The organism is Botrimarina hoheduenensis, assembly GCF_007859815.1.
Taxonomy (GTDB): Bacteria; Planctomycetota; Planctomycetia; order Pirellulales; family Lacipirellulaceae; genus Botrimarina; species Botrimarina hoheduenensis.
The window spans coordinates 827,610-852,765 of sequence record NZ_SJPH01000002.1 but is presented as its reverse complement, the minus strand read 5'-3'; the positions used below and the strand labels follow the sequence as shown (position 1 = coordinate 852,765).

General features: G+C 61.2%; 18 protein-coding genes. 13 read left to right on the top strand and 5 right to left on the bottom strand.

Annotated elements, in window-relative coordinates:
- The first annotated feature begins 473 nt into the window (after positions 1-473).
- From Pla111_RS07195 to astD, 13 genes are all read left to right on the top strand, one after another.
- Entirely contained in the window at positions 474-998 is a 525-nt protein-coding gene (locus Pla111_RS07195) for a sigma-70 family RNA polymerase sigma factor (protein WP_197524832.1), read from the top strand.
- Positions 995-2,668 (top strand): FecR domain-containing protein, encoded by a 1,674-nt coding sequence (locus Pla111_RS07190; protein WP_146572738.1) that lies wholly within the window; start codon positions 995-997, stop codon positions 2,666-2,668. The genes Pla111_RS07195 and Pla111_RS07190 overlap by 4 nt, the downstream gene beginning before the upstream one ends.
- A gap of 11 nt (positions 2,669-2,679) precedes the next feature.
- Entirely contained in the window at positions 2,680-3,762 is a 1,083-nt protein-coding gene (locus Pla111_RS07185; protein WP_146572736.1) for a DUF1559 family PulG-like putative transporter, read from the top strand.
- Entirely contained in the window at positions 3,749-4,192 is a 444-nt protein-coding gene (locus Pla111_RS07180; RefSeq protein WP_146572734.1) for a carboxypeptidase-like regulatory domain-containing protein, read from the top strand. Before Pla111_RS07185 ends, Pla111_RS07180 begins: the two co-directional genes overlap by 14 nt.
- 47 nt (positions 4,193-4,239) lie before the next feature.
- Positions 4,240-4,902, top strand: a complete 663-nt coding sequence (locus Pla111_RS07175; protein WP_146572732.1) for a hypothetical protein — start codon at positions 4,240-4,242, stop codon at positions 4,900-4,902.
- Between the two features lie 168 nt (positions 4,903-5,070).
- The gene (locus tag Pla111_RS07170; RefSeq protein WP_197524831.1) at positions 5,071-6,720 is read left to right on the top strand and encodes a LamG-like jellyroll fold domain-containing protein; all 1,650 of its coding nucleotides are present in this window, start codon (positions 5,071-5,073) and stop codon (positions 6,718-6,720) included.
- A gap of 122 nt (positions 6,721-6,842) precedes the next feature.
- Complete coding sequence (locus Pla111_RS07165; protein WP_197524830.1) at positions 6,843-10,298, top strand: sulfatase-like hydrolase/transferase; 3,456 nt, start codon at positions 6,843-6,845, stop codon at positions 10,296-10,298.
- A gap of 23 nt (positions 10,299-10,321) precedes the next feature.
- Positions 10,322-12,976: a glycosyl hydrolase gene (locus Pla111_RS07160; RefSeq protein WP_146572726.1), complete on the top strand. Its 2,655-nt coding sequence runs from the start codon at positions 10,322-10,324 to the stop codon at positions 12,974-12,976.
- Positions 12,973-13,824, top strand: a complete 852-nt coding sequence (locus Pla111_RS07155; protein ID WP_197524829.1) for a glycosyl hydrolase — start codon at positions 12,973-12,975, stop codon at positions 13,822-13,824. Before Pla111_RS07160 ends, Pla111_RS07155 begins: the two co-directional genes overlap by 4 nt.
- Positions 13,825-14,091: 267 nt before the next feature.
- Entirely contained in the window at positions 14,092-15,477 is a 1,386-nt protein-coding gene (locus tag Pla111_RS07150) for a sulfatase-like hydrolase/transferase (protein ID WP_146572722.1), read from the top strand.
- Between the two features lie 47 nt (positions 15,478-15,524).
- The gene (locus Pla111_RS07145; protein WP_146572721.1) at positions 15,525-17,042 is read left to right on the top strand and encodes a sulfatase family protein; all 1,518 of its coding nucleotides are present in this window, start codon (positions 15,525-15,527) and stop codon (positions 17,040-17,042) included.
- A 50-nt stretch (positions 17,043-17,092) separates the two neighbouring features.
- On the top strand, positions 17,093-18,001 hold the full coding sequence (locus tag Pla111_RS07140; protein WP_231930797.1) for a glycoside hydrolase family 16 protein: 909 nt from the start codon (positions 17,093-17,095) through the stop codon (positions 17,999-18,001).
- Between the two features lie 160 nt (positions 18,002-18,161).
- Positions 18,162-19,652 carry a succinylglutamate-semialdehyde dehydrogenase gene (gene astD / locus Pla111_RS07135; protein WP_197524828.1) on the top strand — a complete coding sequence of 497 codons (1,491 nt, stop codon included), beginning with the start codon at positions 18,162-18,164 and terminating at the stop codon, positions 19,650-19,652.
- A gap of 39 nt (positions 19,653-19,691) precedes the next feature.
- On the opposite strand, the gene Pla111_RS07130 is transcribed toward astD, so the two are convergent.
- The 5 genes from Pla111_RS07130 to Pla111_RS07110 all read right to left on the bottom strand — a co-directional run bounded on the left by Pla111_RS07130 (position 19,692) and on the right by Pla111_RS07110 (position 25,049).
- Positions 19,692-20,828 carry a thiolase family protein gene (locus Pla111_RS07130; protein ID WP_146572719.1) on the bottom strand — a complete coding sequence of 379 codons (1,137 nt, stop codon included), beginning with the start codon at positions 20,826-20,828 and terminating at the stop codon, positions 19,692-19,694.
- A 73-nt stretch (positions 20,829-20,901) separates the two neighbouring features.
- Complete coding sequence (locus tag Pla111_RS07125) at positions 20,902-21,525, bottom strand: 3-oxoacid CoA-transferase subunit B (protein WP_146572717.1); 624 nt, start codon at positions 21,523-21,525, stop codon at positions 20,902-20,904.
- A gap of 63 nt (positions 21,526-21,588) precedes the next feature.
- Positions 21,589-23,022: a KamA family radical SAM protein gene (locus Pla111_RS07120; protein WP_197524827.1), complete on the bottom strand. Its 1,434-nt coding sequence runs from the start codon at positions 23,020-23,022 to the stop codon at positions 21,589-21,591.
- Between the two features lie 50 nt (positions 23,023-23,072).
- The gene (locus Pla111_RS07115; protein WP_146572715.1) at positions 23,073-23,774 is read right to left on the bottom strand and encodes a CoA transferase subunit A; all 702 of its coding nucleotides are present in this window, start codon (positions 23,772-23,774) and stop codon (positions 23,073-23,075) included.
- Between the two features lie 51 nt (positions 23,775-23,825).
- Complete coding sequence (locus tag Pla111_RS07110) at positions 23,826-25,049, bottom strand: aminotransferase class III-fold pyridoxal phosphate-dependent enzyme (protein WP_146572713.1); 1,224 nt, start codon at positions 25,047-25,049, stop codon at positions 23,826-23,828.
- Positions 25,050-25,156: the final 107 nt, after the last annotated feature.

Here is a 25,156-nt window from a genome sequence, read left to right as displayed (position 1 = left end):
GGGGCGTAGGCCGAGGCGGTGAGGGTGGGCAGGGCAAACAGGGTCGCGGCGGCGAGCGTGAACAGGGTCTTCATCGCAAATCTCCTCAGATTAAAGGGGGTCAGCCCGTGGGGGGCGTGGGTGGGTGACGCGGGGCCGAGCGGTCGTCCGCTCGTCAGGCTCCCTCGTCAACCGCTCGACGCCCGGCCCCCGCCCCGTTGCGCGCCCAAAACCGAAAAAATGAAAAACGGCCCGCCGGCGTGTCGGGGAGCGGAATGGAGGGCGGCACAGAACCAGCTCTTAAACGGCAACAGTGGCGGCCGCAGGGGTTTTTTTGCGTCAAATTTCGGCATTTAAACCGTCTGTGCCGGGGTCTGGCTGAAGAAAAAAACTACGGATGGCGGATTTTCCCGCGTGTGAAAAGCGGGCCGATCAAAATCTAACTGCGGTGAGGCAAGGCTCTGCCGACCCCACTTCGAGTCAGGAGGCGGCCCTTGTCACGATCCGATCATCGCGAGCAATTCCTCGCGCTGCTTAGCGAACACGAAGCACAGCTGATGGGCTTTCTGTGCGCTGTTGCGCCGAACTATCAGGACGCCGAGGACTTGCTTCAGCAAACCGTACTGACGATGTGGCAGAAGTTTGACCAATACGAAATCGGCACGAGCTTTGTCGCCTGGGGGCGGCAGATAGCGCGCTACAAGGCAATGAACCTGTTGCAATCACGACGGCTCACACCGCTTGACGCTGACGTGATCGATCTGCTGATCGTGTCGCTCGACGAGCAGGAGCCCGAGCAGCGTGTCGCGCGGCGGCGGGCGTTGAGCGGTTGCCTGAGCAAGCTGCCCGCCGACGACCGTCGCTTGGTTGAAGTGGCGTACGCGGGGGAACAGAGCATTAAGGAGATCGCGGCAACGATCGATCGTTCAGCTGGTGGCGTCTACAACTCGCTCGCACGGATTCGCGCGGCGCTGCTTAAGTGCATTCAGTCGACGCTCGCCCAGGAGGGATTCGCGTGACGAACAACATTCAAGAGCAGCAGCTCTTCGACGCCGCCTGCTCAGGCCGTTTAGACAACGACTCGCACCAAGCGCTTCAGACGCTGCTGCGGACCTCGCCCGGGGCGCGTCAGCGCTACCTCGATTACACCGCGTTGCACGCCGATCTGTTTGCAGCGGTGCGTACCGCCCGCGTACACGTTCGGCTGGCCCAGCTGATTGAAGAATCGAGCCCGGCGGGCCCGAAGCACCTGGCTCCGCCTGCTGCTCGCGCCGGTTTGGGTCGCACAGGCTTAGGTCGCACAGGCTTGGGTAGCACAGGCTTGGGTAGCACGTTGGGGCGACGGATGCTGGCATTCGCCGGGGTCGTTCTTGCCACGGCAGCGGGTCTGCTGGTTGCTTTGGGCCCCGATCTTGGCGGCCCGGCAACGGAACCCGCGGGGGCTGATCTCGTTGCCGATCAAGACTTTAAGGAGCCGAGCCGTGTAGCACCGACGGAGGCACTGGAAAGAGAATCGCAGGACACCTTGCTGGATGACGACGCCCGTTGGCTCGAGTTGGTGGCGCGGGTGAGCCGTGTCGAAGGGGTGCAATGGAGCGATGACGGGCGTTCGTATGCGGTTGAGGATCTCCTCTCGGCGGGCGACGCAATCCGGCTGACGGACGGTCTCGTGGAGATCGAGTTCCGGCAGGGTGCCGTCGTGGTGCTCGAAGGCCCGGCCCATCTGGTTGCCAACGATGCGAATGCGGCCTTGTTGCTGCAAGGCAAGCTGGCCGCGGTGGCACCGCCCTGGGCGACCGGCTTTCGGATCGACACTCCCGGCGTTGATGTGATCGACCACGGGACGAAGTTCGCGGTGAACGTTTCGGGCGCTCTCGACGAGACCCAAGTGAACGTGGTGGTAACCGAGGGCGAGGTCGAGCTGGTTGCCGACGAGCAAGCCGAAGGGGGCCGACGCCTGCGCGCCGGTGAAGGGATCCAGTCAACCAAGAACGACGTCCAGGACGGCGATGACGCTGAGGCACGCCAGCTAACCAATCATTTGCCCAGTCGCCCGGGCCTGAAGAACGCGGTCGTGGTGGCCGATCGCTGGCAAGACTGGAAGCCGGGCGTAGCGAACCAGCCCAATCGTGAGGGCAACTGGCGGTACTACACCAACGGATCGGTCTCGTTTGGCGATACCAAAGGTTACGAAGAGCTCGTCTGGAACGAAGCTGATAATTGCTACCTTCCCGGCAACATGGAAGAAAAGCCCTGGCTCAATCATTACGTTCGCGTCCACCGCGAGGGGGGTCACCCGGGCAAGGGACGCGACCAAGTGAAAGACAAGATCGATCGCTACAGCATCACGGGCTTTGTCGTGCCGGAAGAAGGAAAGTATCGCATCGAGGCGGGCTGGCTCGAGCGGCGTTGGGCACGTCGTTGGGACCGCGATGCAGAGCTCGACGTGGCGATACACGTCAACGACGGTCCGATCTTGATGCGCAAGTTTTGTAACCGCGACTGCTACGTCCCCTTCCGACAACCGCTCGGAAAGCTTGCTGCGGGCGACACGATTTACGTGGGGGTTGGCCCGAACGGAGCTGACCACAACGACAGATTTCGTTGGGGGTTTTTCATCGTTCGTGAAACCACTCCGGCCGGTGAAGCTTCCATTGAATCTCAACGCGACATTGCATTGTCCGATTAGGCAAGGAAAGCATGACTCTTCTCAAATCTCTTCTCTCTTATCGCTCCCCTCGACGTCTCGCCCGCAGCCCCGCCGGCTTCACGCTGGTGGAGTTATTGGTGGTGATCGCGATTATTGGCATCTTGGTGTCGCTGCTGCTTCCGGCCGTGCAATCGGCGCGGGCCGCCGCGCGGCGTAGCCAATGCCAGAACCAGCTCAAGCAGATCGGTTTGGCTTGCCTGAATTACGAATCAGCACAGGGGGCGCTTCCGGCGGGCGTTGAGGGCAAGGGGCGTTTCAACGACGACGATGCTCCCGGCGGTCAAAAGGAAGAAGTCGGCATGGCCTGGGGCGTCACCCTGTTGCCCTACCTGGAAGAGCAGACGGTCTTCGACCAGTTCGATTTCTCGGGCGACAAAAACTTCCTGTCCACCGCCGTCAATTCTTCGGGCGTGTCAAACCTTCAAGCAGGCCGCACGGCGCTCTCGGTCTACATCTGCCCCGAGGACCAAGAGAGCGCCGAGCCCTTTGAAATCTTCAATAATCCGTGGGGCCCAAGCACTTATCGGGCCTGCTCTGGAACGATCGACCAAACCAAACAGGGTGGCGGTGCTTATATCTTTTGGGATCGCCTTAACAAGAGTGGCGTCACTGCCCGTAGCGATAACCGTAACTACCGAGGAGCTTTGATTGCCGCGGGCGGAAGGTTGGAGATCGCCCCGACTCGTATATCCCAGGTAACCGACGGCACCTCGCGCACGGCGATGGTGGGCGAGTTTCATCCGGGCCCCGAAGCCGTCCGCCGTAACACATGGGCTTCGGGGTGGCGGTACCACAGCAAAGGACATTTCGTCCGAGACGCTCAGGGACGCAGTTCGATCTACCGCACCGCGGGGGTTGAAGAGTGCTACGCCTCCACGAGAAATAGCCCGCCGGGGCTTGGTGGCGATGTCTTCTTGTGCATCCGCTCCTTCTCAACCGTACACCCGGGGGGCGTGATCCAGTACGTGTTTTGTGACGGCTCGGTCCACGGCATCCGCGACGTGATCGACGACGATGTTTACCTCACGCTCGGCACGGTCGCCGGAGAGGAGACGGTCCGTGGCGAGATCTAATCATCCATGGCTTTGTGTACCGCTGATGCTGTTCGCCGCTGCTGCCGGTTGCGGTGGTGACTTTCAGCTCGGAGAGGTCTCGGGAGTTGTCTCCCTCGACGGCGAGCCGCTGTCAGGCGCATCGCTTTACTTCCAGCCGCAGCGACAAGGGGAGGGTCTCATGGTCGGTCCCCCGTCGATCGGCGTGACCGATGAGCGCGGCCATTACACGCTAAAAACTTCCGAAGGTAGTTATGGCGCTGTCGTCGGACCACACAAGGTAAGCATCTCTACCTTTGAATCACGAATGGTAGATCCTAAGAACTCGGATCGTGTCGAAACGGTTTCGAAAGAACGCGTGCCGGCACGATACCGAGCTCCGTCTGAGCTGACGTTTACTGTTTCGCCGAGTGGCAGTAGCGAGGCCGATTTCGACCTCACGACTCGATAACTCGGTTTGTCTCTTGTTCCGCTTTTCTTACTCTCCCCCACAGCACCATGAAACGCTCCATGCAGACCTTCTTGGCTACGCTCTGCGTTGCCTGCCTCGTTCCCCTTTCGGCGCAAGCCGCGCTGATCAGTTTGGGCGATCCCACAACTGAACTGGAAGGCAGCTTGTTTCTCAACGACGCCACAACGGGCGGCGGCGACACCGCTATCATCACACCTCCGGGCTCATTAAATCCCGCTCGTTACTTCGATCTGGATGGCTTGCCGGGTGCGCCGGGTGTTGGGGGGGTCGTCACGATTCAAGGCTTTGGCTTCGCCACCAACGCATCGACCACACAGAACACCGCCACCTCGGTCACGATCACGGTCACCTACCTGGGAGCCGACGAGCTCGTTGGTGGTACGGATGACATCGAGATCGGCTCGGAATCGGTCCTGTGGAACAACGGTGCGGATGACGGCGGCTGGGATGGCGCAGGCACGTACTACGTGAACTTCGACACCGACCCGAGTGCCGCGATTGATGGCCTCGGCGAGCGCTTCCGCATTACTGTCGCGCCGGACAACGGCTCGATCCGCTTCAAGGTAGACACCGGCGGCGTGAAGTTCAGCATGTCCGGAACGTTTGCTGCGGTGCCCGAACCCGCGAGTCTGCTAGCGCTGATTTTTGGCGCTGCGGCAGTTCTGAGCGGACGGCCTCACCGCGTCTGATTCAAAGCCTCTGCCGTTCATCACGGTAGAGCAAACGGAAAGCCGACCGCGGCGGGGTGGTCGCGGTCAGCTTTCCGTCATTTTAAAACGTGAGATGTCCTCCTCCTGGAAAATCATCCAATCATGGCCTATCGACTCTCTCTTCTTCTAGCAGCGATCGCAGTGCTAATGGTCACTGCTTCGACCTCGTCGGCATTGGATCTCGTGCAGGGCTATGAGAAGGGCGTGAACCGCCTGGATCAGCTCGGCGCGGCGTTTGTTTTTGATGAAGCCATGACCGGTGGTGGCGACGCCACCGCCACCTCCGCTCCGTCGTCGTTCGGCTGGGTTGCCCAGTACACCGATCTCTGGGACGTGGGGACTGCCGTTTCCCTAACGGGTGTTGCGATTCCCCTTCATGCGCAGGGCTCGGCCGGGTCAAGCTCGACACAAAACGGCGACTGGACCTTTACGTTCTTTGAGCTGGACGGAGGTGCCAACCCGAATGCCTTCGACGGCTACGACTTTGCGACCACGACCGGCGAGACGGTGCTCGGCTCGGTCACCGCGACCTATACCTTCAATCCCTTGGGGCCCGACAACCAAACCGACGAGTACTTTGTTGCCTTCGATTCGCCGATCAATTTCACCTCGGCGAGTTCGGGGTTGGCGTTCCACATGCAGAGCACCAACACGATGCGTGTGAAGGTGAACACGCCGGGCGCAACGCGCCGGGCCGATCGGGTCAGCCTAGCGAACGGCACCCCCGTCGCGGGCACGAATTCTTCCTTCGCGGCAACGATCGCCGGCACGCCCGTCGCTTTTCCGCCGCCCCCGCCGCCGACCGTTTCGCACCGGGTGAACGCCGCGATCGAGACCCCGGGCAACCGCGTCTGGGAGACGCTGGCTCCCTCGCAGGAGCAGTACGCGTTCACTTTTCCGCAGTCAGGCGACTACAACGGCGACGGCCTGACCGACATCGCTGATTACACGGTATGGCGTGACAACCTGGCGGGCGATGCCGATCTCGCTTTCGCCGCCGGCAGCCGCAGCACCAGCAACAGCGGAGCGGTCAATCAAGTTGACTACAACTACTGGGTTAGCAACTTCGGCGAGCCCGCTAGCATGCCGGTCAACGACCCGTCGGTGCCCGGCATCACGCGGGCTTTCCGCCAAGGTGCCATCGGGCAGGCCAACGTGTACGAGAACCAAGTCAACGGCGTTCAGGCCAGTCGGCAAGATGGCTCGTTCGAGATCTGGTTCAAGCCCGACAGCCTTGCCGGTGCCGGCCAGGTTCTCTTTGAGATCGGCGGCTCGGGGATGGGGTCGTATCTGTCACTCGATGGCGACACCTTGAGTTTCTATGTGAAGGGGCAGTTCTCGGGCAACGAGCAGACGCTCACCACGTCTCTGTCAAACTCAGACTGGACCCAGGTGGCGGTGGTGATTCACAACACCTTCAGCCCGGATCTTCCCTCGCCGGATGACTATGTCGACCTGTACGTCGATGGCGTTCTGGCCGCCACCACGGCGCTTTCGCCCACGGACATCAATCGCTGGGCGGGTGGCAACCAGGGTGCCATTGGTCTGGACGGGGGGGTGATCGCCGAAGGGGGTCCGCTCACGGGGGATACGATCAATGTGGTCGAGTTCCCCTTCCTCGGCGAGATCGCCATCTTCGAGTACGCGACCACCGCTTGGAACTCGTCCGAAGTGCTGTCGCGCTACAACGCGATCACCAGCGCGACCTCGGTTGCGGTCCCTGAACCCGCCGCGGCAATGATGATGACCCTTTTGCTTGGCATGGCAGCCAGTCGGCGGGGTTACGTGCGCAGCTAACCGCGCCCGTTAAGCCCTGCTCGTTAACTTCTGAGACGCTTGTTGACTGCCCGTTTTGATGGGTGCCGGGGTGGCACCTATCAAAACAAGGCTTCACGCACGCACCTACCGTAGAGAACACTGTGAAAATTGCTTCTGTTACGCTCGCCTGCTGCCTGCTCTTGATAAGCAGTATCAGCGAGGTTGCCGGCACGCAACCCAACGTCGTACTGATCATCAGCGACGACGCCGGATGGGCCGACTACGGCTTTGTGCGTAACGCCACCGCCGACGCCAACCCGGGCGGAGCCGGAGCGGTTCCGACGCCCCACCTTGATCGTCTCGCCTCGGCAGGCGTCGTGTTCACCAACGCCTACACCGCCAGCGTGTGCTCCCCCTCAAGGGCCATGATCACTACCGGTCAGTACGGCATGCGGTTTGGATACGGTTCCAACATCATGGGGGGTACGGATCCCATCCATACGGCGGCGAATCTTCAGGGCCTCCCGACATCGGCGATCACCATCTGGGAAAGGATGCAGTCGGTCGGCTACAGCACCGCGGCGATCGGCAAATGGCACCTGGGAGAGCACGCCAACGGCGGAGGGCAACTCGGCAACCGCCCTGAGAACCAAGGCATCGAGCACTTCGAGGGGCTCTGGGGAGGGTCTCGCAGCTTCTTCGTCGGCGGGGCCACCAACAGCGAGGCGTTGCGACGCACGGTGTCCGATGGCATGGGTGCCATCACGAGCAACGCCATCATCGAAAACGATTACAGCGGACAGTATGTGACCGATGTCTTTGGAGATCAGTCCGTTGACTACATCCGTGACAGCGCGAACACCGCAAACCCCTTCTTTCTGTACTCGTCGTTCACCGCCCCGCACACCCCTATGCAAGCGACCGCGGCGGACCTGGCGTACATCGACACGCTCAATATCCCCGGCTTCACCGGCCAGCGTCGCACCTATGCCGCCATGCAGTACGCTATGGACCGCAACGTCGGCAAGATTCTGGACGCCCTGGACGACCCCAACGGGGATGGCAACACCGCCGACAGCATCGCTGACAACACGTTGCTGCTGTTTATCAACGACAACGGCGGTGACTGCTGCGACATCGGCCCCAACTCAAGCGACAACGGCGTGCTCCGCAACGGCAAAGGGAGCCAGTTTGAGGGGGGGATGCGGGTCCCGATGATTGTCGCCGGTGCCGGCGTCAAAGCTGCCGTAAGAGGCACCGTATCGACGAACCTCGTTCACGCGATCGACTTAGTGCCAACCGCCTTTAGCGGAGCCGGGGGGGGCGCGTTCGCGGCCAACGAGATCATCGATGGCAAAAACCTGCTGCCCTACATCAACAGCGAAGTCGCCGGTGTGGCTCACGAGGAGCTCTTCATCCCGCGCTACAACAACCTCCAGAGCGCGGTCCGAAAGGGTTCTTGGAAGTACATGTACCAACCCGGCACGGGTTATCAGCTTTACAACCTGGCCAGCGATCCCGACGAGTCGAGCAATGTCGTAGCATTGCCGGGCAACGCCGGTGTGGTGGAGGAAATGCACCAGCTCCTGGCAAGTTACCACGTTCAAATGGACAAGCCTCGGTACGACAACCAAGGACCCGAGACGAACGACTTCGATCACTTCCGCTTCCGTGCCGAGGCGCTCGCCACGGCGGCGTTCAGCACAACCGGAGCGTGGCTCGACGGAGATAGCCCCAACGCGCCGCAAACCGCGTCTTGGCGCGAAGGCTACGCTGACAATCGCTTGACGTTTCCCGCTCGATCCGGCGCGAGCTACACGGTGACGAACGATCTGACCTCGGTGGGCGGATTCGCTTACATGGCCAGTCGCCTGTCACTCGCCAGCGCATCGGCACCCCTGACGGGTGAGCACAGCGCGCGTATCGACGGATTGCCGATCATGCTGACCGCCAGCCGTTCGGGAGCGGGGCCCGTAATCGAGCTCGACGCAACCGATGCGGTTCCGAACGCGTTCACGTTCAACCACGACACCGATATCGTGATCTACGACGACCTGTCGATCACCGGCGATGGGAACCAGCGCTTTGTGTTCGGCGGACAACTGCGAGAATTTCGCAGTCAGCAAAGCGTCACCAAGACGGGTACCGCGGGTCTCACCTTGGCCGGAGGCGTCGATCTGACCGGTACGCTGCACCTGCAAGGGGGCCGCGTCGCGTTCACCAACGGTCAGATGCGTGGCAATCTTGTCGCGATGGCCGGCGTGACGGTTCAAGTCGGTCCTGCAGGGATTGTGCCCCGTGAAGGAGGCGGCTCGGGCACCCCCCGCCAGATCGTTTCCACGGGCCTAGAACTCAACTATGACGCCGCCCTCGATATCTCGGGTGACAGCCTCTGGAGCAACGCGGCAAGCGGCACCGACAGCCTGAGCTTTTCCGCGCCGGCGTCCGTATCGGCGATCAGCAGCAGCGTCTTCCCACGCTTGACCTCGGCCTACTCGATCCCGCTAACGGGGGGAGCTGGCGGGTTGAGCGACTTCTTTGAGCAGTCGGGGCCTCGCAGCCGACAAGACGGAACCTTTGAAGTGGTTTTTCACGTTAGTGACCTCAGCGCCGGAACCGATCAGGTTCTGTTGGAAACGGGTGGTGCCGCACGCGGAGTGGCTCTGGTGATCAACAACGGCGTGCTGACGTTCAACGTGGACGGCGACGCCAGCGATTACAACCTCACCACCAATCTTTCGACCGGTTGGCATCAGGCGGTGGGCGTCATCGACCTGAGCAGCGCCGACGACTCAATGACGCTGTACTTGGACAACCAACTCGTTGGCACCCTCAGCGGGCTCACGATTGGCGACTGGGCGGGAGGCAATCCGCTCGGCCTAGGCGCTGGCGAGAGCAGCGTCACGGGCGTCACGGCAGGAACGGGCCAGCCCTACCATGGCGAGATCGCCCTGGCGCGTTACTACAGCAACGCGGCTTTCGGCTCCACCGAAGTCGACACGAATTATCAGTGGCTGCTCGAATCGGATCCGGTCACCAGCGGTCAACCCGCGGTGACGCTCGCCATCGACGGCGACTTTTCGGTGCAGAACGGGACGTCGCTTGAAATGGATCTGCTGGACACGGTTCAACACGACCGGGTTGAGGCGACCGGCGCTGCGACACTTGGTGGCCAGCTCAAGATCACCGCCTCGGCAGGCTTCGCTCCCACAGCGGGAGACGCCTACGCGATGGTTGCTGGTGAGACGGTTCAGGGCGTTTTTTCAACGGTTGACCTGCCCGCTCTCGACACCGGCCTCATGTGGCAAGTTGCATATGGTCCGAGCAGCGTTTCGATCTTGGTCACGCTGGCCGGAGACTACAACGGCGATCTGGTTGTTGATCTCGCCGACTACACGGTTTGGCGCGACACGCTCGGACTCGAGGTGTCGCCCCACACCGGTGCTGATGGCGATGGAGACGGTCAGGTCACGCCTGCCGATCTTCAGATTTGGCAGGCCCAATTCGGAGCTGTTGTCCCCGCGCTGTCATCCGATACGGCGATCCCCGAGCCGGCGACGATCTTAGCCACCGGTTCAATGCTGGGCGGAATCCTGCTTGGCACCTCGCGGCGGTAATACTGAAGAGAAAGAGAAGAGCAATGGTAAATCGTGTCGTTAGCTATTCGTTAGCGATGTTGGTGCTCGGCATAGTGTCGTGCGTCGAGGCAGGCTCGCCCAAGCGTGGTTGGGCCGGCAGCAGCGCGCTGGATCACAACGCTTCCAACGCCAGTTGGTACTACCGGTGGTGGCATACGATCCCTTCCGATGCCAGCGGTACGTTGTCGGAGTTTATTCCGCTCATTAAGTATCCGAACAATATCCAGACAAAGGTGAGTTCGGTGGCCGCGCTACCAAATGTCGATACGCTGCTTGTGCTGAACGAGCCGGAAAGACCGGATCAGTCGAACACGACGGTCATGGAAGCCCTCGATATCTGGCCCGTAGTGCAAGCCGGTTTGCCGACACACAAGCTCGTTAGCCCGGGTGTCTCGGACAATGCCGCGGGGATCGATTGGCTGACCGACTTCATGAATGAGGTCGAACTGCGCAACGCCAACGCCAATCCGGCCGACGACCTGCGTGTCGATGCGATCGCGTTCCACTGGTACGGGGCAAGCTCACCCAACGCGGTCAGTGCCGCGAACTCGTTCCTCAACCGCGTGGATTGGTATCACACCCAGTTCAATCGGCCTGTCTGGATTACCGAGTTTGCGATGCATGACTGGGAGGAGAACGATCCTACTCAGGCCATGATCGAAGCGAACGCGCAGTTTCTCAGCATCGTGATCCCCGAACTCGAGTCGCGAAGCTATGTCGAACGTTACTCTTATTACAACTGGTTTGACGACGCGATGGTGTTCGAGTCGCCCAACAATATGCCCACGGTCATCGGCGATCAGTACGTCGACACCGCCCTACCCGGGACGATCCGCGATCTTGCGGGCGTGAGTCTCGGCACCGACATCGGCTACCTGCGTGGGGGCGAGATCACCAACACGGGAGCAGCCCTCCCCCTTGCGATGCGGGCCCTGGATGCCCTTGGGGGGGTTAGCAAGATCTCTGGCGTTACCGATTGGTCACTATCGGATCGCCGCGACACTTACACCCGCGTACGTCCGGGAGCAACGCTCCGCAAGACGGGGTCCAACACGATCAACCTGACCGGAGTGCTCGAACTCGACGGCAACCTGGAGGTGATCGAGGGCGTTCTGAGCCTTCAAAGCAATTCGCCCAGCGGCACCGGGGGTGCGATCCGTGTGAAAGAAAACGCGACGCTCCAGATTGTCGCCGGCCGCAACCTGTTCACCGTCGCGGCACGACCCTTCCAATCCGCGGGGACCGTTGAGGGAGCGATCCGCTTCAGCAGTGGTGCCAGCGTGACGGCAGACGGTCCGGCCCCGACGTTTACCTCCAACGTAACGGTCGAGGGCTCGGTGTTCGACATCGGCGGGGCCGGCTTCACCGTCGCCACCTCATTCTTAGCCCCCGTCACCACGCAACTGCGCTTGGATTACGACGCCGCGAACGACGCTCCAGGGGACAACCTCTGGAACGACGCCACCGGTTCGGCTGACAGCCTCACCTTCGGCAGCGTCGCCAGTCCGATCACGGTCGCTGACTCCGCCTTTCCCGGCGTGACCGCGGCATATCTCACGGCACCGATCGGGGGTGCCAGCGGACTAAATCAGTTCTTCGAAGGCGGCGGTCCCCGCAGCCGTCAAGACGCCACCTTTGAAGTTGTGTTCCGCGTGGACAATGCAGCAGCGGGGAGTGACCAAGTGTTGCTCGAAGTGGGCGGCGCTGCTCGCGGGGTCGCCTTTGTGCTCAACAACAACCAGCTAACCTTCAATGTTGACGGCGATGGAAACGACATCAACCTAACGACGGCTGTCGCTCAAGGATGGAACCATGCGGTCGGCGTGATCGACCTGGAGACCGGCGGCGACTCGGTGACGCTCTTCATCAACGGACAAGCGGCGGGCACCCTCAGCGGCCAGAGCATTGTTGACTGGTCGGGCGGCAACCTCAGCGGTCTGGGGGCAGGCAGCAGCTCGGCAACCGGTGTTTCCTCGGGACTCGGAGCGCCTTTTCACGGGGCAGTTGCGAACGCTCGGTATTATGAGAATTACAAATTCAGTGCCGCCGACGCTCTGCAGAATTACGAAGCTTTAACGACGGCTCCGCTGCTCTCTCCGACCGAAGCGTTGGTGCAGGGCACCTTCTCCATCGACACGACCAGTGAGTTGCGTCTGGACCTCGGCGACGCCGGTGCCGCTGACAAGCTAACCGTCGATGGTGCGTTTAGTGTCGTCGGCACAGCGCTGTCGGTGAACTACGTTGGGCAAACCCCGCTCGCCGCGGGGAACAGCTTCGACCTGTTCGACTACACCACGGCGAATCTGAGTTTCGGCGTCGTAACCCTCCCGACGCTCGATCCCACACTGCGCTGGCGGCTCGACGGACTCATGATAGACGGCTCGATCCAAGTCGTGCTCGCTGGCGATCTGAACGCCGACGGTTTCGTTGATATCGCTGATTACACGGTGTGGCGTGACTCGCTAGATCAGAGCGTAACACGCTTCACGGCGGGTGACTCGAACGGCGACGGCCTCGTGGACCAACTCGATCTAGCGGAATGGCAAAACAACTACGGTGCCAGTCTCTTCGGAACCGCTCAAGCGGTCCCCGAACCCGGATGCCTCGGGGCCATCCTCGCTACAGCTGTGGCCTTTATGCGAGGCAGGCGACGATGATCTCACGCCGGGATTTCACGAAGCTGGCCCTTGTCGGCACCCTTGGTGCCAGCCACGACGCCTTCGCGGCGGTCGCTCCGCGGTTGTCAAAGCGGGGCTGCTGCTTCACTGCCAAGTCAACCGATGCGGCCTGGGTACGGCGTATCGAAAGCCTCAATCCGGCTTGGCTGTACTCCTGGGGAAGCCAGCGTCCCGAGAAACTACCGAAAGGCGTCGAGTTCACTCCGATGATCTGGGGGAACTCAGAGAACGAGCGATTCAGCCAAACGATTGCCGATCTCAGAAAGCGCGCCGAGCTGGGTGAGTTGCAATACCTGCTCGGGTTCAACGAGCCTGATCAGCAGAAGCAATCCAACATGACGGTCGAGAGAGTGCTGGAGCTCTGGCCCGGTTTGATGGAGGTTGGTGTTCCGCTGGTCAGCCCCGGGTGCGTCCACCCCGACCGCGAGTGGATGAACGACTTTATGGAGCAAGTGGATCAAGGCGGTCTGCGTGTCGATGCGATCTCGGTTCACAGCTACATGGGACCCAGTGTTGAGCACCTGGTGCGCCGACTAGAAGCGGTGCACCAGCGCTTTGGACGGCCGCTGTGGATCACCGAGTTTGCGGTTGGCGACTGGCAAGCCACCACGCGCGCCCAGAACCGCCACTCGCCCCAACGTATCGCATCGTTCATGCGCGAGTTGCTGCCCACTCTCGACACGCTTGACTACATTCACCGCTACGCATGGTTCAGCGCTGCACCCGACAACGGCCCGCTCGGCACTTCGGCGCTGATTGGCGAAACCGGCGCGCTGACCGAACTCGGTAGAATCTACGCCAATCACCCCCGTAGACCCTCTCGCTAGCAGAGAACGAGACCGCTGCTATCCCGGATCTTTCAACAGGGCACCGATACACCGCTTGCACGACAAGCATTGATCGACACGCTCACAGCACAGTCACAATCGTTCTCAACGGCTTTGCGAATCGCCTGAGAGCGACCGCTGCACGCTGCTATTAAGGAAGCACTGCCCGCAAACCTATCAGGGCACGACTCTCCTTTCGAGTTTTTTATTCACCATCTCTCCAACTGACTACCTGTGCTTCGGATGTATCTAAAGCATTCTTGTGTGATGGGAAAACTGTTTGCTGTTGGTTTTCTGACAGGAATCTTGTTGTTTCTTGCGGTCATTCCGGCAGGGGCTTCGTCGCCAAACTTAGTCGTCATTCTGGCGGATGACCTCGGCTACGCCGATGTGGGCTTCAACGGCTGCACCGACATCCCCACCCCGCACATCGATCGGATCGCCGCGGAAGGAATCCGTTGCACCAATGCCTACGTGACTCACTCGGTTTGCGGCCCGAGTCGAGCCGCATTAATCACAGGGCGCTATCAGTGCCGTTTCGGCGCTTGCCGTAATCCGACCGTCGATCCGAGTGTTCCTAACAACGGCGTACCGCGGTCGGAGCAGAATCTTGCTGAGCTATTAAAGCCGCGTGGTTACCGCTCAATGGTGGTCGGCAAATGGCATCTGGGAACGTATCCTGATTTGCACCCTTTGGTGCGTGGCTTTGATGAGTTCTTCGGTTTCTTGACGGGTGGTCATAACTACTTTCCCGACCAGCTGACACTGCAAGACTTATCCGAGGTAAAGAAACCTTGGGATTGGTATCGGACCAAGCTTCTACGCGGTGAGGAACGCGTCACCACGACCGAGTACCTGACGGATGAGCTCTCTAACGCCGCCGTTGATTTCATCCATCGGAGTCACGACAAACCGTTTTTCCTCTACCTGGCTTATAACGCGCCCCACGAGCCGCTCCAGGCCACCGAGAAATATCTGTCCCGTTTTCGTTCGATCGAGGACCCGAAACGTCGCACGTATGCGGCGATGGTGTCGGCGGTCGATGACGGCGTGGGAAACGTGCTCCAGGCACTCTCCGATCATCAGCTCGATCGGCAGACCATCGTCTTCTTCTTGTCTGACAATGGCGGTCCCTCAACGAATGGATCGAGCAACGGCCCGCTCCGTGATTACAAGGGAAGTCCCTTCGAAGGGGGCGTTCGTGTGCCCTACGCCGTCCGCTGGGTCGGAACTCTCCCCGAAGGGGTTGATTACAACGCGCCCGTCTCTTCGATGGACATTGCGGCGACAATCGTTGCGCATTCCGGCGCAGAGGTACGGAGCAACAAGCCGCTGGACGGCGTTGATCTGATTCCGTACCTCAAGGGGGATACCGCTTCACTGCCCCACGCAGCTCTTTTCTGGCGATGGTACGACAATCAGCGCTGCGCCGTGCGTGTGGGCAATCGAAAGCTGATCATGATGGCAGAAGCCGCGGATCAGCAAGAATTCAATCCGCCGCTGTACTACGATCTACATCAAGACCTGGGCGAGACGAACAATCGGTTCAATCGCGAGGGCGCTCAGGTCGACGAAGCCGCGCAGTTGCTCTATCGATGGAAGCAAGAATTAGTGCCGCCGCTGGCACCGGGCCTTGGAAGCTGGCCCCCCTGAAGGCAAGAAGGTTCGCCACTTTCCATCAGACATCCCAAGTAAATTTGATGTTTCAAACGCTACGACTACTGGCACTGCTGGGTGCCGCCATTGCGGCATCGATCGGCGCGGCGGAGGCACCAAATATCGTGCTGATCTATGCCGATGATCTCGGCTATGGCGATGTGGGCTGCTACGGTGCCAAGTCGATACCGACACCCAACATCGATCGCTTAGCAGCAGGCGGGCTGCGCTTCACCTCCGGCTACTGCACCTCGGCCACTTGCACGCCAAGCCGCTACAGTCTGCTAACCGGACAGTACGCATGGCGCACGCCGGGCACCGGAATCGCTCCCCCCAACGGCACGGCACTGATCAAGCCGGGCACTCCCACGCTTCCGCAAACGCTGCGTGAGGCGGGTTATCGGACCGCGGTGATCGGCAAGTGGCATCTTGGTCTCGGAGCGGCTCCCAAGCCTAACTGGGCAGGAGAGATCAAGCCCGGCCCGCTCGAGATCGGCTTCGACGAAAGCTTTATCCTGCCGACCACCAACGACCGTGTGCCCTGCGTGTACGTGCGGGGTCACCGGATCGTAGGGCAAGATCCTGACGACCCGGTCGACGTTTTCGATACCCAGCCCGACGATCAGCCCACCGGCATAACCCAGCGTGACCAGCTCAAAATGGATTGGTCACACGGTCATAACGAGACGATCGTTAACGGAATCTCGCGGATCGGCTTCATGGTTGGCGGCGTTGCCGCCCGCTGGATCGACGAAACGATGGCTGAGATTTTCGTCAAAGAGGTCGATACCTTCCTCGACCAAGGCAAAGCCCAGCCCTTCTTTTTGTTCTATTCGGCCCACCAAACCCATGTGCCCCGGGCCCCCAACGCGATGTTTGTTGGTGCTACGCCCCACGGACCAAGGGGAGATGCGATCGTTGAACTCGATTGGTGCGTCGGCAAAATCGTGGCACAGCTCGAACAGCGCGGGATGCTCGAGAACACACTGATCCTGTTCACGAGCGACAACGGGCCGATTCTTGACGACGGCTACCGGGATCAAGCAAACGAGTTGCTTGGCAACCATCAGCCCGCAGGAGCTTTCCGGGGTAGCAAGTACAGCCGCTTCGAAGCGGGTACGCGTGTGCCATGGATTGTCCACTGGCCCGCTGAGGTAAAGGCCGGTGTCACTGACGCGATGATCAGCCAGGTTGACCTGTTTGCCTCTTTCTGTGCCCTAGCCGGTACGAACCTCGCTGAAGGCGTTGCCACCGACAGCCTTGATCTCTCACAAGCGCTGACAGGCCATCGGCCTGCTGCGCGAGAGTATGTGGTCGAGCACTCGGGCTTGACCGCCAAGCTTGCCGTCCGGCGTGGGGATTGGAAGTACATCGAGCCCGATGACGGTCCGCAGGTTCTTACCAATACGGGCGCAGAGACGGCAAATTCCTTTCATCCGCAGCTCTACAACCTCAGCACCGACGCGGGTGAACGTAAGAACGTTGCCGGCAAGCATCCTCAGATCGTCGATCAACTTGCCAACCTTTTGCAGCAAGAACGCCGTAAAACCGGTCGAGACTAACGCTGCTAAGCTCGTTGATCGACTAGCAAGCCCCGCCCCTAAGAGCTTTCATGATTCCTTCGGACGCTATGTACCGCTTCAGAGGATTACTCGCCGCCTTTGCCCTGACGGCGGGTGCCGATTTCGCGCAGGCCGAAGGAACCAACCGCTCAGCAAGCGCAGCAGCCCTCGCAGCCGACGGGTACACCTTGAGCTGGGCCGATGAATTTGACCAGGACGGCCCCCCCTCAGCAGACAACTGGAGCTTCGAGCAAGGGTTTAAGCGGAACGACGAGGCTCAGTGGTACCAGTCGCAAAACGCCTACTGCGAAAACGGCCTGCTGATTATCGAGGCGCGGCGCGAACGGATCGACCTCAAGCATGTGAAGGACAAGAGTCTGATTCCGGGCTGGGCCCGGCAGCGCTCGCATGCTGAGTACACTTCGTCATCGCTGTTGACGAAAGATAAGCACGAGTGGCTGTACGGCCGCTTTGAGATGCGTGCCAAAGTGCCGACCGCCGACGGCTCTTGGCCGGCGTATTGGACCCTGGGCAAGGGGCGTTGGCCCGCGTGCGGCGAGATCGACATCATGGAGTACTACGACCGTAGTGTGCTCGCAAACGTGGCATGGCTCGGAAGGCATAACAAAACCGAGTGGCGGACCGTAAAGACACCTGTTGTCGCGTTGGGCGGTCCCGCTTGGGCCGAGGCGTTTCACCTTTGGCGGATGGATTGGAACGCTGACTCGATCGAGCTGTACCTGGACGACCAACTGCTCAACCGGACGGATACCACCGAGATCCGTAACGCGAACGCTGCGGCAGATAATCCTTTCCGCAAGCCGAACTTCTTGCTGCTTAATCTGGCGATCGGTGGCGAGAAAGGGGGAGACCCCTCCCGTACCGTTTTCCCGCTTCGGTACGAGATCGATTACGTTCGCGTTTACCAGCGAACTCCCCATACCGCTGCGATACCGTGACTCTTATTGGCTATCGTGCGGCTGCAGCGCGCTAGCCCGCCAACGTCAGCAGGGGTGACTGACCCTCGCCACGCGGCAAAGCGCCCCCCCGACGGGTTTCGTACCGCCGCCAATCTGCGATAATCGAACCTCGCAAGAGGGCGACCGCTCTCTGGATTCTTTGAGCACGCCTTCCGCCCGAGTCGATCGGTTGAACACCAACTTCATCAACGGCAAATGGACCGCCGCCAGCGGGTCTCCCTTTACCTCAACTGATCCGTACAACGGAGCAGAGATCTGGAGCGGGGCGGCGAGCACGCCGGCCGAAGTCGCGACGGCTGTCGAAGCCGCGCGGGCCGCATTTCCCGGGTGGGCGTTGCTGACCCTCGCCGAGCGCGCCGAGCGGCTGCGGGCCTTCGAAGCGCTGGTCGTTCAGCACGAGGCACAGATTGCCGAGCTGATCAGCCGCGAGGTTGGCAAGCCCCTCTGGGAGGCCAAGACCGAAGCGACCGCCATGCACAAGAAGATCGGCGTTTCGATCCAGGCAATGGAAGAGCGGTGCGGTGAGCGCGCGACGCCAATGGGAGCGGGGCAAAGCGTGACACGCTTTAAGCCCCACGGCGTGGTCGGCGTATTTGGTCCGTTCAATTTTCCCGCGCACCTGCCCAACGGACACATTGTTCCCGCCCTGTTGGCGGGTAACACGGTGGTCTTCAAGCCGAGCGAATTGACCCCCGCAGTGGGACAGAAAGCGATCGAGCTTTGGGAAGCCAGCGGACTCCCCGCCGGGGTGATCAACCTCGTTCAGGGAGCGCGGGAGACGGGCGTCGCGCTGGCCAGCAATCAGGGACTCGACGGGCTGTTCTTTACCGGCAGTTCGCAGACCGGCAAGCTCCTGCACGAGCAGTTTGGCGGTCGGCCCGATAAGGTGCTTGCGCTGGAGATGGGAGGCAACAACCCGCTGGTGATCCACGACTTTGAAGACGTCGATGCGGCCGTCTACCTGACTTTGCAATCCGCCTATGTCACGGCAGGGCAGCGCTGCGTGTGCGCGGGACGCCTTATCCTGACCGAGAGCGAAGCCAACCACCGGTTCCTCGAGGCCCTGTTGGCGGCGCTGCCCAAGATCCGCGTTGGACACTACACCGAGCAGCCCGAACCTTTCATGGGTCCGCTCATCTCGGCGCAGGCCGCAGAGAAGGTGCTCGCTGCGCAAGAATCGCTGCAAAAACTCGGGGGCAAAACGCTCTACCCGGTTGAGCGCAAGCCGGGCTCCGCTGCGCTGCTAGGTCCGGGACTGATCGATATGACCGACGCCACGGAGCGTCCTGACGACGAGGTCTTTGGCCCGCTCTTGCAATTGGTTTGGGTGAAGGACTTTGACGCCGCGATCGAAGAAGCCAACCGCACGGCTTATGGTCTCTCGGCAAGTCTTGTTAGTCGACAGCAAGAGGACTACGACAAGTTTTACAAACTGAGTCGAGCCGGCGTTGTGAACTGGAATCAGCCAACGACCGGCGCTGCCTCGACGGCCCCGTTCGGCGGGGTCGGCATGAGCGGCAACCACAATCCCAGCGCTTACTTTGCGGCCGACTACTGTGCCTACCCGGTTGCTTCGATCGAGCAGGCCACGCTGCAGGTTCCGGCGGTCAAGACGCCGGGGCTCGAGTAATCCGGCGACTCGACCGGCCTGCGGCGTGACGAAGGTGGCCTACAGCTGGACATAACGCAGCAGCAGGGCCATCCCCATGCCGCCGCCGACGCACAGGCTGACGATCGCCAAGGCACCGTTTTGCCCCTCGGCCGCGAGCCGATCCTGCGCCGTCATAACCAGCCGCAACCCGCTGGCACCCAGCGGGTGGCCGAGCGCCATGGCTCCCCCCCAGGTGTTGATCCGCTCACTTGGCAAGCCGAGTTCGGCGGCCGAAGCGAGCACCTGAATCGCAAACGCCTCGTTGATCTCGTAAACCGCAACCTCGTTGGGAGTCAGCTTGTTGCGTGTGAAGAGCTTCTGCATGGCGGGGACGGGACCCATGCCCATCACCTCGGGGGGCACGTGAGCGACGGTCGCATCGAGAATCTCTACCGCTGAGCTAACACCGGCTGCTTCGGCCGTTGCCCGATCGATGACCCAGCCGCTGGTCGCGCCGTCAGTGAGTGGTGAGCTTGTCGCGGCGGTTACCGACCCTGCCTCGGCAAAGGCGGGTGGCAGCGTCGCCATCTTCTCGCGATTCACCGGGTACCGGATGAACTCGTCGCGGTCGATCAGGTGGGCGAAAATCTGACTCGCATAGTCGCCGCGTTCGTAAGCTTTGTGAGCAAACTCATGGCTTCGTTCGGCAAGGTCTTCTTGGGCACCGCGCGGGAACTGCGGGTACTGCTGTGCGACGATCTCGGCGGTGTCGCCCATGGGAATGTAAGCCAGCTGGCAAACCCGCTTGATCTCGGCGGATTCCGAAAAATTGGCTCCCCGGCGTGGCACGCGGCTCATCGATTCGACCCCCGCCACCAGATAGCGCTCTCCCCATCCGGCTGCGATCCGCGCAGCGGCGATGGCGACGCTCTCCAAGCTGCTCGCGCACAGCCGGTTGAGCGTCAGTCCCGGGGCCTCGAGTCCCGCCCCGAGCGCGGCCATGCGACCGAGGTTGTAGCCTTGCTCTCCTTCGGGGTACGCGCAACCCACGATCACGTCATCAACCCCTGCCCCGACGATCGAGGGCCGCCGGCGCACCTGCTCGCAAAGTAGTGCCGTCAGCAGATCATCGGGGCGGATCTCGCTGTAGGCGCCCTTAAAAGCACGACCAAAGGGCGTCCTCAAACCGCCTACAAACAACGCGTGCTGGGGCATAGACAAATCAATTCAAACGAAGGAGAGGACCAGCGGCGGAGAATCGAGCAGGCGATGCCCGCCAATGGTTTGACTAACAGAGCAACTCGGCGGGCAGCCATAGATCGTCGGCGCTTACGCCATCGGCGAGCTTATCCACTCGAAACGCGGTGCCTGTTGGGCTGAAGATCCCCAGCTCGGTGATTACCGTGTGGACCACCCCCACGCCGGTCAATGGCCAGGTGCAGCGGGCCATCAGTTTTCCGCTACCGTCCTTAGCAAAGTGGGTGAGCATGACGATCACGCGCTTCGCGCCGTGGACGAGGTCCATGGCCCCTCCCATGCCAGTTACTTTTTTGCCGGGAATCATCCAGTTGGCGAGGCTCCCCCGGACGTCCACCTGCATGCCGCCGAGCACGCAAAAATCGATGTGCCCGCCGCGGATGATGCCGAAGCTGGTAGCGCTATCGAAATAGCTGACACCGGATCGAACCGAGATGCTCTCTTTGCCGGCGTTGATCAGCGTCGGCGAGATCGTCTCGCGCGTCGGGCGTCCTTCGACCCCCAGCACCCCGTTCTCGGAATGGATAAAAACCTGGCGTTCAGCAGGCAGTCGCTCGGCGATGAGCGTCGGCATCCCGATGCCCAGGTTAAGGCTACAACCATCGGTGAGCATGCCGACGATTTCGTCGGCCATTTGCTCCTTCGTCCATACCATTGTGCAACTCGACTAGAAAACGACGCGCCCCGCGGGGCTCGGGCGGAAGGCACCTGATGAGTGTCAATGCACCGCGATCTGCAACAGGTCTTCGATCATCTTGGCTTGCTCGCCGCCAAGATTCGGCTCGACCTGATGGATCGCGTCGCGGACCATCGCCTCGCGCTCGGCTTGAACGGTCCAGCGCTTCTGCATCTCGGGGCTCAGCGCGTGCAGCGGATCGAAGTAAAGGAACAGTCGTCCCGGCTTCACGCGCGGGGCCCGCCAGACCGAGACCCCGGTCTCCGGGTTGTAGTGCTCGTGCGAGGCGATGTGGCGTTTGCCACCGCCGCCAGGTGCATCGCAGACAAAGGTCGGCACATGGAAGCCCGCCGTCGTGCCGCGGAGCTGTTTCTCGAGCTCGATGCCCACTCCCAACGGCGTACGCAGGTGCTCACACCCCGGCACCATATCGTGCTGGTACACATAGTAAGGCTGGAGGTTCATCCACGAGAGCTGCTTGGTCAACAACGAGAGCGTCTCGATCTTGTCGTTCACACCCGCCTGCAAGACCGCTTGATTGCGGACAATCACGTGCTCGGCATAGAGCCGCTGCATCGCCATGGCAGACCACTTGGTGATCTCGCGGGGCGAGGAGAAGTGCGTGTGAATGTACACCTGCTTGCCCATCTCGTGAGCACGCTTGTGGATAGCTAGAAAAGCGCCTACCCACTTATCATCGGTGAGGATCTTCTGCGGCAAGATCGCGATCCCCTTGGTCGCAACGCGCAGGCGACGGATGTGAGGAATCGCCAGCAGATTCTCGCCGATGTGCGTCAGGTGCGTTGCGGTCATGTTGAACGCGTCGCCGCCAGAGATCACCACGTCTTCCACCTGGGGGCTCTGCCGCAGGTACTCGAACGCCGCTTCCCACTTCTCCTTGTTAGCACCGTAGGTGTCCTTCTCCACGGTCTCGGTCGAGCCCCCGATGATCCGGCTGCGGGTGCAGTAAGAGCAATAAACGGGGCACGTTGTCAGCGGCAGGAACAGCACCTTGTCGGGGTACCGATGCGTCAGCATCGGTACGGGGGCGTCGGTATCTTCGGCGAGCGAGTCGGCCAGATAGAACGGATGGTCGGGCAGCATCTGCGATCCCAAGGGCAGAAACTGCTTCCGCAGCGGATCGTCGGTGGGGTTGTCCCAATCGATCAGCGCAAACACATACGGTGTGATGCGGATGTTCATGGGAGCCTTGCGTAGACCGGCCTCAACATCCGTAAAAAAGCTGTCCGGCACGCGCGTGCCCAGCACCTGGCGCACCTGCTTAAGATTGATGACCGAATTCTTGGACTGCCACAGATGGTTGCCAAACTCGGCCTCGGTCACATCGCTCCAACCGGGGATGTCGCGCCAAAACTCGTCGGTGCGGAACTCCCGATGAAGCTGAGGCGCACTGGCGGCTGCCGACGGTCCGATCGAGAGGGGGGTGACGACTGGGGTCGTAGTGTGGCGAATCACAGCAACGCTCGCTTGACGGAAGGATGGGGAGAGAATTCCTTAAAGGGCTCTTACTCCCCCGCATAAATGGGGATCTCAATCGTGTTCTGGTAGTTCGCGCCCTGGTAAATCCGTTGGACAAAGATCCCCGGCAGATGCACGTCTTCGCCGCGGATCTCTCCCAACTCAACCAGTTCTTCCACCTCCGCGATGGTCACGCCGGCGGCCATCGCCTGCAGGGGCGAGAAATTACGGGCGGTTTCTTTGAACCATAGGTTCCCATAAGTATCACCTCTTTGCGCCTTGATGATGGCGAAGTCTGCGCGAAGCGGATATTCCAAAACGCATGGCTTATCAAACTCGCGGGTTTCCTTTCCCTCAGCGATCGGCGTGCCGTATCCCGTGGGCGTGTAGAACGCGCGGATGCCCATGCCTGCCGCCCGCATCCGCTCGGCGAAGGTCCCCTGCGGCACGAGGTTCACTTTAACCTCGTTCGCCAGCATCTGTTCCTCGAGATCCGGATTCCCCCCCACGTAGGAGCACGTTGCCTCGCTGATCTGGCGATTCTTGAGCAGCACCGCGAGCCCCCGGCCCGAGTTCCCAATGTTGTTCGAGATGGCATGCAGGTTCTTCACACCGCGGCGGGCGATCTCGGCGATGCTGTTCTCGGGAATGCCGCATAAACCAAAGCCACCACTCATCAAGCTCACGCCATCGACCATGTCGAAGAGCGCTGCGGTGGCGTCGGGATAGACTTTCGTGGCGGCGGCCATTGCGATCGATCGGGAGGTTACGGGGTGGTGATCCCGTGGGGGATGGAGCGGTTAAGCCTGAAGCGTAATTGGTGCTCGCGCGTCGTTCAGCGATGCGACGATCAGCTCCTGCAAGGTGTCGAGAGCCGCGGCCAACCGGTCGGGGTGCGAAACCAGCGGGGGTCCCAACACGAGCATCGAGCCCTTGCTGAACAGATGCAACCCGCGATCGAAGCAGGCCCGCCAACTGGGCGCGGTACCGGGCAGCTCGATCGCGGCGAGCAAACCCTTGCAGCGATAACGCTCTAGCCAGGGTTCCCGCGACCACGCACGCAGGCGCTCGGCCAGCACGGTTTCGAGCTGTCGCTGGTTGGCTTGGAAGACGGGGTCCGACATCACGTCGAGCACCGCATCAAGCGCCGCCAGCCCCAGCGGATGCGCGTAGCTGGTCAGCCCACAGGCAAGCAACTCCTGCTGATAGTAACCCGTAATGCGGGGTCCGGTGTAAACGGCCCCAAACGGCACATAGCCCCCGGTGATCCCTTTGGAAAGGCAAACCAGGTCGGGCCGCAAACCATAGGCTTGCAACGCGAAGTCGGTTCCGGTCCGTCCGAAGCCGCACAGCACCTCGTCGCTGATGAGAACGATTCCGGTCTCATCGCACAGTTGCTGCACCGCATCGAAATAGCCCTGCGAAGGAATCGCAACACCGTTCGCTCCGCTGACGGTTTCAAGAATGATCGCGGCGATGCTGTCAGCGCCCGCTTCTTTCACCAGCCTGTGTGTCTCGGTCAGGTCAGGATCGTTGCTCGGCTCGGGGATGCGGATCGTCTCGGAGTCGACCGTCCAGTGGGGCCCGTTGCGCCAGTCTCCGGTGACCGACAACGCGCCCAACGACGCGCCATGGTACGACTCACGCCGAGCGAGCACCTTCGTTGCTCCGCGGAACTGGCGTGCCATCTTCAGCGCGTTCTCGACCGATTCGGAGCCGCTGGTGGTGTAAAAGAGCTTGCCACCAGGCAGACCCAGCTTCTGCAGAAGACGCTCCGACACCCGCTGCTTCAGCGCGAAAGACGCCTTCGGCGAAGCGATCGGCATCGTATCGAGCTGCTCGTGTATCCGCTTGCGAAGCAGCGGATGGCTATGGCCGTAGTTCGACTGAAAACTGGTCGAGATAAAGTCGTACACCCGGCGCCCGTCTTCGAGCACAAACTCATCGTGCTCTGCGCAGCGCACCGGGAACGCCCCGAGATCGGCTTGCCGGCTCCACGTTAGATAGTAGGGGTAACTGTCCATCGGTCCGACAGAGCGTTTGTTATTGAGGTTTTCGCGTTGTGTGGCCCGGTAGCTCTCGACCTTGGCACGTGATCCGCACTGCCGTTAGTCGCCCGCGAGACCTTTGG

Bases quoted from the DNA above. Each gene is read 5' to 3' on its own strand.
- Pla111_RS07185 (WP_146572736.1), top strand. From the start codon at position 2,680: ATGACTCTTCTCAAATCTCTTCTCTCTTATCGCTCCCCTCGACGTCTC.
- Pla111_RS07175 (WP_146572732.1), top strand. From the start codon at position 4,240: ATGAAACGCTCCATGCAGACCTTCTTGGCTACGCTCTGCGTTGCCTGC.
- Pla111_RS07170 (WP_197524831.1), top strand. From the start codon at position 5,071: ATGGTCACTGCTTCGACCTCGTCGGCATTGGATCTCGTGCAGGGCTAT.
- Pla111_RS07160 (WP_146572726.1), top strand. From the start codon at position 10,322: ATGGTAAATCGTGTCGTTAGCTATTCGTTAGCGATGTTGGTGCTCGGC.
- Pla111_RS07155 (WP_197524829.1), top strand. From the start codon at position 12,973: ATGATCTCACGCCGGGATTTCACGAAGCTGGCCCTTGTCGGCACCCTT.
- Pla111_RS07150 (WP_146572722.1), top strand. From the start codon at position 14,092: ATGGGAAAACTGTTTGCTGTTGGTTTTCTGACAGGAATCTTGTTGTTT.
- Pla111_RS07145 (WP_146572721.1), top strand. From the start codon at position 15,525: ATGTTTCAAACGCTACGACTACTGGCACTGCTGGGTGCCGCCATTGCG.
- Pla111_RS07140 (WP_231930797.1), top strand. From the start codon at position 17,093: ATGATTCCTTCGGACGCTATGTACCGCTTCAGAGGATTACTCGCCGCC.
- Pla111_RS07130 (WP_146572719.1), bottom strand. From the start codon at position 20,828: ATGCCCCAGCACGCGTTGTTTGTAGGCGGTTTGAGGACGCCCTTTGGT.
- Pla111_RS07125 (WP_146572717.1), bottom strand. From the start codon at position 21,525: ATGGTATGGACGAAGGAGCAAATGGCCGACGAAATCGTCGGCATGCTC.
- Pla111_RS07115 (WP_146572715.1), bottom strand. From the start codon at position 23,774: ATGGCCGCCGCCACGAAAGTCTATCCCGACGCCACCGCAGCGCTCTTC.
- Pla111_RS07110 (WP_146572713.1), bottom strand. From the start codon at position 25,049: ATGGACAGTTACCCCTACTATCTAACGTGGAGCCGGCAAGCCGATCTC.